The organism is Actinoallomurus acaciae (assembly GCF_042429965.1).
Classification (GTDB): domain Bacteria; phylum Actinomycetota; class Actinomycetes; order Streptosporangiales; family Streptosporangiaceae; genus Actinoallomurus; species Actinoallomurus acaciae.
Map to the genome: position 1 here is coordinate 1 of NZ_JBHLZP010000315.1, position 9630 is coordinate 9630.

The window sequence follows — 9630 nt, forward strand, 5'->3', positions numbered from 1 at the left end:
GCGCCCGCCGCCGCAAGGAGTACGCGATCACCGAAGCCGGACGGGCGGAGCTGCGCCGCTGGCTGGTCGCCGTCCCACCGAAACCGAACCAGCGGGACGAACCGCTACTGCGCGTCTTCTTCCTCGACCAAGTCGAACCCGGCGAAGCCCTGAACTACCTCGGCGGGATGGCCGAACGCACGAGGCAACCACAACAGCGAAGAAACACCGTGCCGCGGGACGACGGAGGCGGGCTGGCCGACAACGGCCGGTTGACCCTGGAGTACGGCAAGCGTTTCCTCGCGATGCGCCACGACTGGTTCATCTGGGCCCGCGAACAGTTCCGGACGCGTGTCGAAGGCCGCCCCCAGGAGACGGCCCACACACTCCCAACCGACGACGCCGGCTCAGCGACCACCTGAGACGCCTACCCGCCCGGCCGCCGTCGGGCGGCCCGTGCGACCAGGCCCGCTCAATGACTATCTCTCGGGGAGACCTATCCGGAGTCCCGCCGGCAGCGAACGTCATCACAAGATTTGCCACATACCTAGGGCGCGACTCCCCGCAGTAACAGATTCCGCCCGGAGCCTGCCCAGGTCAGCGATTGATTGAAGGTCCGGGGATACGCCGCCGCGCGGGGGCGGGCGACCACCCCCGACTTTCGCGTCAAGGAAGAACAGGAATTTTAGGACAATTCCATTCAATGTAGATTGTTCCAATATTTCGCACACCAAAGAGCTATGAATTTCCGAGAACTGTCGATACTGGGCACGCATGCGGGCTACGATGAGGCAGAAGAAACCAACCCGACACCAGATAGGAGATCCAGTGGACAGGAGAGAGATGAAGGGCTAGGTCACCCGGCCGATTACTTGAGAGCGATCGGCCAGACGAGCGGATTGATTGGTCTGGCGCTCGTCGCTACTGCGCCTCTGGTTTTGTTGTCTTGGTTAAGGCCGTAGCCGGCAAGAGCGACATCGTCCGTATCATCGATCGCATCAAAGGGTTGATCACCCTAGAAATCCACCGGAAGGTGGATGGAAATATTTCAGAAGAGGCCGCCAGCTCGATAGCTCCAGCGGCCCAGCACTTCCATCCAAACGAAGCGACGGCCCCTGCCCCAACAGGAAGCCGTCGCTGTTCCGATTAGGTCGTCCTGAGGAGGCCAACCTGAAAACCAGGCTACAACAGAGACGATCGCAGTCTACATGCGGGGCGTCAACCGTTTTCCGAGGTCAACGGCTAGCCCTCCTGTCGTTCTTCGGGGCGAGCGGTGCTTCGTACACGGTCCCCGGTCCAGGACGGATCATTTTCGTCGCGGGCCTGGTGGCCTTTGCGATAATTGTGGTGCTGCTGGTCGTCGCGCCTGGCGTATGGTTTCGCAACGCTACCCGCCGCCGGGATGTACGGCTACTGATCCGCGAACTGAGGACAGGAACCGGCGTCTCCAACACGTCAGATCATCCTGGTAAGTAGAGGCGAACTGGTCCAATATTCCAGGGCCTGAGCAAAACTACTTGTTCAGGCCCTGGCGCAATCGGTGAATTCTTCGCATGGCGTCCTTATGTGTGGGCGGGGCGGCCGTCCGATTCGGGCCGGATCGGCCCGCAGATGCCGCACGCCCGGCCCGAGGTCCGGTCGGCCACCGACGTAGCGGAGCGCGCTTGAAGACGTAGAGACAGTCCTCACCGATCGGCGGTGCCTTCCCGTGTCCTTCCTCGGTTGATGCCTTACGCCCTGTCGGCTGGTTTTGGCGTTCGCGTGGATCGTCGTGATCACGTGAGAGGCCGGGTTGGCGCTGGTGGAGCTGAGCATCGTGGAGCAGCGGTATCACGCTGTGCTGGAAGCCCAGGCCGGATGCCCGGTCACCGAACGCTACGGGGTCTCCCGTCAGCCCCTGCACGCGTGGATGCGCCGATATCGGCAAGAAGACCTGGACGGGCTGGCGGACCGGACGCACCGGCCAGCCAGTTGCCCGCACCAGACCGCCACGGAGGTGGAAGCGCTGGTGTGTGAACTACGCCGCGCCCACCCGCCGGTGGGGTCCGCCCCGATTAGCACACGAACTGCAACGCCAGGGAGTCCAGACGGTGCCATCCCAGGCGACGCTGTCGCGGATCCTGACCCGCAACAACCTCATCATCCCCGACGGACGCGGAGTCCTGCTGGTCGACGGACGGGAACTGAAACTGATCAGCGGGATCGATGACCACTCCCACTTCATCGTAATCGCCGCTTGGTGATGCGAGCCTCTGGGCGGGCGGTCTGCTTCCTACCCCATCAGGTCGTACACCGTATTGAGGGGACGCAGAGCTTGAACAGCGGCGGGACACCGTAAAGAAGTAAGCCCCTCCTCCGACCTCAACCCCCGGGGGCGTGGGGGGCGGCAGCCCCCCACATCGGGGGGCTCCGGGGGGTCGCCCCCCGGGCCGGCACGAGCCTCCGGCCGGATTCGAACCGGCGACCTGCCGCTTACAAGGCGGACGCTCTGCCAGCTGAGCTACGGAGGCTTGCTTCCTTCAGCCTCACCACGATAGCGCGTGCGGTGGGGCGGATGGGCTGGTCGGCGATCATGTCAGGGCCTCGCGTGCGCCTGATTAGTGAATCGTGGTTCAATAACTCCCATGGCGCGTCCCAGGGAGATCACGGACGAGCGGCTGCTGGATGCCGCCGCTCTCGTCATCAGTCGGCTTGGGCCGGTGTTCAAACTGGCCGACGTCGCCGCGGAGGCTCGGGTGGCCGTGGGGACGGTGGCTCAGCGGTTCGGGTCCAAGCACGGGCTGCTCGTCGCCATGACCAAGGCGGCCATCGAGCAGATGCGTACCGGCCTGGGAGGCGAAGGCTCGCCCGTGGACGCGCTCGTCTCCGCGTACGCGCCGCTGGATGACCCGCACACCGCGGCGCACCACCTCGCCCAGCTCGCCTTCGATCTCGCCGATGAGGAGCTTCGAGGGCTGATGGCCGAGTTCTACGCGGTCATGGAGGCCCAGGTCGCCGTCCTGGTTCGGCGTGCGAAGGACGAAGGGCGGCTCGGCGAGGCGCCCCCGTCCGAGGTCGCCGCCCGGATTCTCACCGCCGCGGCCGACGGCACGGCCGTTCACTGGTCGGCTCGGCCGCGCGGTGGGCTCAAGGAGCGGATGAAGGCCGACCTCGACGCGATCGTGACCGGGTGGCGCACCAGAGAAGAACAGACCGGAAAGGAACGAACATGACACTGGACGGACAGGTCGCGGTGGTCACCGGCGGCACGCGAGGCGCCGGGCGGGGCATGGCGATCGAGCTGGGTGCGGCCGGGGCGACCGTGTACGTGACCGGGCGGAGCACACGGCAGGGGGCGAGTCCGCTGGGCCGCCGGGAGACGATCGAGGAGACCGCCGAGCTCGTCACCGAGGCCGGTGGCCGTGGTGTCGCCGTGCGCTGCGACCACACGGATCCGCAGGACGTACGGGCGCTCGCCGCGCGGATCGAGGCCGAGCAGGACGGGCGGCTCGACATCCTCGTCGACGACACCTGGGGCGGGGACCAGTGGATCGAGTGGAAGCCGCTCTGGGAGCACGACCTCGACAAGGGGCTACGGGCGGTGCGCAACGGGCTTGAGACGCACCTGATCACGCTGCACACCCTGCTTCCGCTGCTCGTACGGCGGCGGGGCGGCCTGGTGGTGGAGATCACCGACGGCGATGACATGTTCAACGACCGGTACCGGGGCTCGATGTTCTTCGACATGATCAAGGTGGCCCTGACCCGGCTGGGCAAGATGCTCAAGGAAGAACTCGACCCGTACGGGGTCACGTCCGTCTCACTGACGCCCGGCTTCCTGCGCTCGGAGGAGATGCTGGAGCACTTCGGCGTCACCGAGGAGACCTGGCGGGACGGCATCGCCAAGGACCGGTGGTTCGCGATCTCGGAGACGCCGCGCTACATCGGGCGGGCGGTCGCCGCTCTGGCCGCCGACCCCGACCGGGCCCGCTGGTCCGGGCAGGCGCTCTCGTCCGGCCTCCTCGCCAAGCACTACGGCTTCACCGATCTGGACGGCTCACAGCCGGAGGCGAGCCGGTACTTCGCCGAGGTCTACTTCGGCGACAAGAAGGACGCCGATGTCGCCGACTACCGCTGAGAAGAACTGTGACACTGCTCTACTAATGTGACGGACGAATCCCGGATCATATGTAGTACGCGAAAAGAGATCCCTCAGCATGAGCATGCCCCCCTCTCCCCCGGGACCGCCCGGTCCCCCCGGCCCGTACGGCCCCTGGCAGCAGGGACCACCGCCCCAAGGCCGCCCCCCGCAGGGCCCGCCACCCCAGGGCCCCCCATTCCAAGGCCCCCCGCCCCAAGGGCCGCCTCCGGGACCGCAGGGCTTCCCCGGCCCCCAACCCCCCTGGGCGGGGCCGGGAATGCCCCCGTACGGACCTCCGCGCCGGAACAACCGCGCCCGGATCATCATCGGCATCACGGCGCCCGTCGTGATCATCTTGCTCATCGTGATCGTCAACCTGCTCCCCGACACTTCGGCGCCGACCGGCGAGTGGAAGGCGGGGCAGTGCGTGACGCCCGCAGGGCACGTGGGAGACCAGGAGGGCAAGTCGTTCCGCCGCGTCGGCTGCGACGCGTCCGACGCCGAGGCGAAGATCACCAAGATGACCTCCGCCGGGCTGACCGGGATGGAGCCGACCGACTGCCCTGAGGACACCGACGCCATGGTCAAGGTCGAGCGGTCCGGGCACCTCGACCTCACCAACAACGTCGCGTGCATCCGCAACCTCAAGGCGCCGCACCCCGGAGACGTGGGGCAGGGCGGCGGGCTCTTCCGGGCCGGCGACTGCATCACCGACCCGGACGCCACCGCCAGCCTGAAGGAGGTTCCCTGCTCCGAGTCGCACTGGGGCACGGTCGTACGGTGGGCGGACAGTGCGGAGTCCTGCCCGCAGGGCGCGGGCTACAACGCCGTCCGTACGCTCGGTGGTTCCAGGGCCCTTTGCGTACGGCAGGCCACGGGCCAGACCAGCTGACCCGCTACGACGCGCGGTGGCGGGCGATCTCGTACAGCGCGATCCCGCCCGCCACGCCGGCGTTCAGCGACTCGGCCCTGCCCGGCATCGGGATGTTGACGAGCAGGTCGCACGTCTCGGCGACCAGCCGGGACAGGCCCTTGCCCTCCGAGCCCACGACGAGTACGAGCGGGCCGGTCGCGGCGTCCAGGGAGTCGATCCCGTTCGCGCCACGCGCGTCGAGGCCGGCCACGAACAGGCCCGCCTTCTGGTACGCCTTCAGCGTCCGTACGAGGTTGGTCGCGCGGGCGACCGGGACCGAGGCGAGTGTGCCCGCCGAGGTCTTCCACGCTCCGGCGGTGACGCCCGCCGCGCGGCGCTCCGGCACGAGCACGCCGTGCGCGCCGAAGGCCGCGGCGGAGCGTACGACGGCGCCGAGGTTGCGCGGGTCGGTCACGCCGTCGAGGGCGACGATCAGCGTGGGCGAGCCGCGGTGCAGCAGGTCGTCGGGGTGCGCGTAGTCGTACTCGGGCACCTGAAGGGCGATGCCCTGGTGGACGGCGCGGTCGGTCAGCCGGTCGAGTTCGGCCTTGCCGGTCTCCAGGAGCGGCACGCCGGCGTTGGTCGCCAGCTTGATCGACTCGCGGATGCGGTCGTCGGCGGCGCCCGTCATGACGTAGAGCGTGCTCGCGGGGATGCCGGCCCGCAGAGCCTCGACGACCGGGTTGCGGCCGGTGACGAGCTCGGGGCCCTCCGGCGCGGACCGCCGGGGCGGACGGTCGGCGGTGGCCGTGGCCGACTCGCGCCGCGAGCCGGTCGTGGCCGTCCCCGTCCGGGTGGCCGACTTGGCGGCGCGCGCCGTCTGACGCTTGCCGTACCAGTGCCGGTCCTCGGCCTTCGGGGTGTGGCTCGACCCCTTCTTACGCCGCTTGGCCATCCGTGTCCTCCGCTGATGCGCGGGGCGGTCCCGCCCCGCGCCACAGACTACGCGGAGTCGCGGCCCGAACCGTCCCGCAACAGCCGTTCGATGCGCTCCAAACGATCTTCGATCGCGGTCAGCCGGCTCTCGATCGCGGACGGTCCAGACCCGCCGCCGACGCCGAAGACGCCCGGTGACGGCCGTTGCTGCTGGCCGGCGCGCAGCACCGCCAGGACGCCGCGCCGCACCTCCTCGGCGTCGATCCCGAGCCGGCGGAGCACCTCCGTGCCCCCGCCCTCCTCCTCACGGAGCAGGCCGAGCAGGATGTGCTCGCTGCCGATGTAGTTGTGGCCGAGCTGCAGGGCCTCGCGCAGCGAGAGTTCGAGCACCTTCTTCGCGCGCGCGGTGAACGGGATCGGGTCGACGGGTGGCCGCTCGCCGCGGCCCAGCATCTCCTCCACCTGAGCGCGGGCGGGTGTGAGCATGGCGCCCAGTGACGTGAGCACCCCTACGGCGGTCTCGGTGTCGTCGTGCAGGAGGCCGAGCAGGATGTGCTCCGTGCCGATGAAGTCGTGGTCGAGCAGCAGGGCTTCTTCCTTGGCGTAGACCACGACGCGGCGGGCGGTGTCGGTGAACCGCTCGAACAACTGGACCACCTCGGATGCGGTGGGGTGTAAGCCTCTCGAACGTTACGTCCCCGGACTCCTGCCCACCAACCGTCTCAGGAGCGCTTGAGTTCCCAGCGCGGACCGCGCGGAGTGTCCTCGATGATGACGCCCGCGGCGGTGAGACCGTCGCGGATCGCGTCGGCGGCGGCGTAGTCCTTGCGGGCGCGTGCCGCCTGCCGCTGTTCGAGCGCCACCGAGACGAGCGCGTCGACGACGTCGCTGAGGTCGTCGCCGGCGCTCTCCCACTGCGGCGACAGCGGGTCGAGACCGAGGACGCCGAGCATCGCGCGCAGCTCGCCGAGGACGCGGACGAGGCCGTCCTTGTCGTCGGCGGCCATGGCGGTGTTGCCCTCCCGGACCGACTCGTGGACGACGGCGAGCGCCTGCGGCACGCCGAGGTCGTCGTCCATCGCGTCGGTGAACGCCTGCGGAACCGTGCCGGGCTCGACGCGCCCGGCCATCTCCACGGCGCGTACGACGAACGCCTCGATGCGGCGGTACGCGGCGGCGGCGTCGTGCAGGGCCTCGTCGGTGTAGTCGATCTTCGAGCGGTAGTGCGCCGAGCCGAGGTAGTAGCGCACCTCGGCCGGGCGCGCCTTGTCCAGCAGGTCGGACAGGAGCACGACGTTGCCGACGGACTTGCTCATCTTCTCGCCGCCGACGGTGAGCAGCCCGTTGTGCATCCAGTAGCGCGCGAACGCGTCACCGGCCGCGGTGGACTGGGCCAGCTCGTTCTCGTGGTGCGGGAAGATCAGGTCGACGCCGCCGCCGTGGATGTCGAACTCGGGGCCGAGGTACTTGGTGGCCATCGCCGAGCACTCCAGGTGCCAGCCGGGACGGCCCGGACCCCAGGGCGTCTCCCAGCTCGGCTCGCCCGGCTTGGCGCCCTTCCACAGCGCGAAGTCACGCGGGTCGCGCTTGCGGTCGTCGCCCACCGAGTCGCCGGCGGGCCGCATGTTCTCGAGCTTCTGGTTCGACAGCGAGCCGTAGCGGTCGGCCCAGGACAGCACGTCGAAGTAGACGTCGTCGCCGACGTTGTAGGCGTGGCCCCGCTCGATGAGCCGCCGCATCAGCACGATCATCTCCGGGACGTGTCCGGTGGCGCGCGGCTCGACGGTCGGCGGAAGGCAGCCGAGCGCGTCGTACCCGCGGTTGAACACGCGCTGGTTCGCCTCGGCGACCGCGAACCACGGCACGCCCGCCTGCGCGGCGACGTTGATGATCTTGTCGTCGACGTCGGTGACGTTGCGGGCGAAGGTCACGTCGTACCCGGAGGCGGCCAGCCAGCGGTACAGCAGGTCGTACGTCACGCCGGAGCGCATGTGGCCGATGTGGGGCGCGGCCTGCGGCGTGGCACCACAGAGGTACACACCCGCCCGGCCCGGGATCAGCGGGACGAAGTCGCGGATGGTACGGGTGCCGGTGTCGTAGAGGCGCAGGCTCACGCGTAAAAGGCTATTCGATGCGGGTCGGCGCCCGGCACGGAAATCCGCATTGTTGGCTGATCCCGGACGCCGACGATGCTCATTCCGTACGGGCCTGCCGCACGTAACGCGCCAATTCACCGAAGGCCACGGCGTTGGGGACCTCCCCCGCCGTGGCCGTCATGCCGGCCGGCCGGTCGCGCCGGTCCACGCGGACCATGCCGTTGCTGATCTCCACCTCGGCCACGTCGTGCCAGGGCACCTTGTCACCGTCTTTGGCGATGCCCTCGCGGGAGAGCGTGAACGGGCCGAAGCGCACCTCACCGCCCGTCTCGATCCGGGACATGAATTTCGGCAGCAGGCGCTCGGTCACGGCCGCCGAAACGGTCTCCACGACGTCCTGGACCCGAGGGAACTCCGGGCCCAGGGTCGCCTCGGTGCCGTCGTCGCGCACCAGCGTGCAGCGCCAGCTGACCGCGTCCACCGACCCCATCCGCACGCCCGAGACGCGCAGCTCGCGGACGGCGTCCCAGGCGAAGGCGTTCGCCTCGCGGCCCGCGACCAGGATCAGGCCGTTCTCGTACAGGTACAGCATGCGGCCGTACCCGGGCAGGACGTCGCGGACCAGGACACGGCCGGCGGCGCCGAGATAGCCGGCGGTCAGCAGGACGCTGAGCACCGTGGCCCAGCCGAACCCGTGCATCAGGAACCGCACGGCGAACGGCAGCAGCACGAGGCCGGGCAGTCCGAGGAACACCAGCCACGTACGGGAGCGAGGGTTGACGTCGCGGGGATCGTGCACGCTGTGCAGGTCTCCGAGCCGTCGCTCTTTCGCGAGGCCGTCGATGGGGGGAGGGGAAGTCACGTCTCTCAAGGGGCACCAAGATCACAACCGTGGCCGACAGAACAACCCTAATGTTCGCAAACCAACTCGCCGACCGCCCGAAGCGGCACAACATAGTTTCGGCCGGCTTCCGCGGGTCGCACCGCGGGTATGCCGTCGGTGGCGAGCGTGGCCGGCGCGCGGCCGTCGGGTTCAGGCGGCGACACGCGGTCCGCGCTCACCCCGAGATCCGTTGGATACGGCCAAGATGGTGTCACCCAGTACGCCCCGATGGTTGGCTGCCTCCCAAATGACAATCACCCCCGCGCAATATTCAAAGGCACAGCGCCGGCTCCTCACCACGCTCGGCGGCCTCGGCGTCGCCGCGCTGGCCGCGGGCACGTTCGTGCTGTCCTATGACGACCTGCGGCTGCTCGCGCTCCGCGGCGGCGCCGCCCGACGCTGGGCGTTCCTGTACCCCGGGATGCTCGACGGCCTGGTCGTCGTGATCATCCTGGCGATCCTGAGCGCCCGGCGGTCGGGCTGGTTCTCCCGCGCGGTGCGCTGGCTGCTGCTCGTGATCCTGATCGCCGGCGCCGGTGCGGCCGGCATCCAGCGTGCCGTCAAGGGGTACGCGGTCCTGTCGGACACCCCGGTCGACGTCGGCGTCGCCGTGGCGCCCTGGGCGATCCTGATCCTCGCGATATGGCTCTGGATCGCCATGATCAAGCAGGTGCTGAGCCTGCGGACTCGGCGTTCGCGGCGCGGCGATCCGGCCGAGCCCGCCGCGCCGGGGCCGTCCGCCCCGGCCGCGTCCGAGGCGGCG

Annotated in this window: 9 protein-coding genes, 1 tRNA gene and 2 pseudogenes; 7 read left to right on the plus strand and 5 right to left on the minus strand. The window is 69.2% G+C overall.

Going from position 1 to position 9630, the window contains the following annotated elements; genetic code table 11:
* The 3 genes and pseudogenes from ACFFNX_RS32035 to ACFFNX_RS32045 form a co-directional block, all read left to right on the plus strand.
* Positions 1-401, plus strand: a pseudogene (locus tag ACFFNX_RS32035) (hypothetical protein); the annotation flags it as partial.
* 1415 nt (positions 402-1816) lie between these two features.
* A pseudogene (locus tag ACFFNX_RS32040) lies at positions 1817-2026 on the plus strand (helix-turn-helix domain-containing protein); the annotation flags it as partial.
* Positions 2027-2069: 43 nt separating this feature from the next.
* Positions 2070-2222: a hypothetical protein gene (locus ACFFNX_RS32045; RefSeq protein ID WP_378209620.1), complete on the plus strand. Its 153-nt coding sequence runs from the start codon at positions 2070-2072 to the stop codon at positions 2220-2222.
* A gap of 194 nt (positions 2223-2416) precedes the next feature.
* Here the strand turns inward: ACFFNX_RS32045 and ACFFNX_RS32050 are convergent.
* A tRNA-Thr gene (locus ACFFNX_RS32050) sits at positions 2417-2489 on the minus strand.
* Positions 2490-2603: 114 nt separating this feature from the next.
* Between ACFFNX_RS32050 and ACFFNX_RS32055 the strand changes: the two genes are divergently transcribed.
* From ACFFNX_RS32055 to ACFFNX_RS32065, 3 genes are all read left to right on the plus strand, one after another.
* Complete coding sequence (locus ACFFNX_RS32055) at positions 2604-3191, plus strand: TetR/AcrR family transcriptional regulator (RefSeq protein ID WP_378209612.1); 588 nt, start codon at positions 2604-2606, stop codon at positions 3189-3191.
* The gene (locus tag ACFFNX_RS32060) at positions 3188-4096 is read left to right on the plus strand and encodes an SDR family oxidoreductase (protein ID WP_378209613.1); all 909 of its coding nucleotides are present in this window, start codon (positions 3188-3190) and stop codon (positions 4094-4096) included. Before ACFFNX_RS32055 ends, ACFFNX_RS32060 begins: the two co-directional genes overlap by 4 nt.
* Before the next feature lie 280 nt (positions 4097-4376).
* Positions 4377-4991 carry a hypothetical protein gene (locus ACFFNX_RS32065; RefSeq protein ID WP_378209614.1) on the plus strand — a complete coding sequence of 205 codons (615 nt, stop codon included), beginning with the start codon at positions 4377-4379 and terminating at the stop codon, positions 4989-4991.
* A 4-nt stretch (positions 4992-4995) separates the two neighbouring features.
* Here ACFFNX_RS32065 and rlmB read toward each other — a convergent pair whose 3' ends face one another.
* The 4 genes from rlmB to ACFFNX_RS32085 form a co-directional block, all read right to left on the minus strand.
* Entirely contained in the window at positions 4996-5907 is a 912-nt protein-coding gene (gene rlmB / locus ACFFNX_RS32070; RefSeq protein WP_378209615.1) for a 23S rRNA (guanosine(2251)-2'-O)-methyltransferase RlmB, read from the minus strand.
* 47 nt (positions 5908-5954) lie between these two features.
* On the minus strand, positions 5955-6536 hold the full coding sequence (locus ACFFNX_RS32075; protein WP_378209616.1) for a Clp protease N-terminal domain-containing protein: 582 nt from the start codon (positions 6534-6536) through the stop codon (positions 5955-5957).
* Positions 6537-6610: 74 nt separating this feature from the next.
* On the minus strand, positions 6611-8002 hold the full coding sequence (gene cysS / locus ACFFNX_RS32080; RefSeq protein ID WP_378209617.1) for a cysteine--tRNA ligase: 1392 nt from the start codon (positions 8000-8002) through the stop codon (positions 6611-6613).
* A gap of 79 nt (positions 8003-8081) precedes the next feature.
* A complete protein-coding gene (locus tag ACFFNX_RS32085; protein ID WP_378209618.1) occupies positions 8082-8846 on the minus strand; it encodes a DUF6585 family protein in 765 nt (254 codons plus the stop codon).
* Positions 8847-9114: 268 nt separating this feature from the next.
* Between ACFFNX_RS32085 and ACFFNX_RS32090 the strand changes: the two genes are divergently transcribed.
* On the plus strand, positions 9115-9630 hold a 516-nt coding region (locus tag ACFFNX_RS32090), incomplete at its 3' end, for a DUF2637 domain-containing protein (RefSeq protein ID WP_378209619.1).

Bases quoted from the DNA above. Each gene is read 5' to 3' on its own strand.
- ACFFNX_RS32055 (WP_378209612.1), top strand. From the start codon at position 2,604: ATGGCGCGTCCCAGGGAGATCACGGACGAGCGGCTGCTGGATGCCGCC.
- ACFFNX_RS32060 (WP_378209613.1), top strand. From the start codon at position 3,188: ATGACACTGGACGGACAGGTCGCGGTGGTCACCGGCGGCACGCGAGGC.
- ACFFNX_RS32065 (WP_378209614.1), top strand. From the start codon at position 4,377: ATGCCCCCGTACGGACCTCCGCGCCGGAACAACCGCGCCCGGATCATC.
- rlmB (WP_378209615.1), bottom strand. From the start codon at position 5,907: ATGGCCAAGCGGCGTAAGAAGGGGTCGAGCCACACCCCGAAGGCCGAG.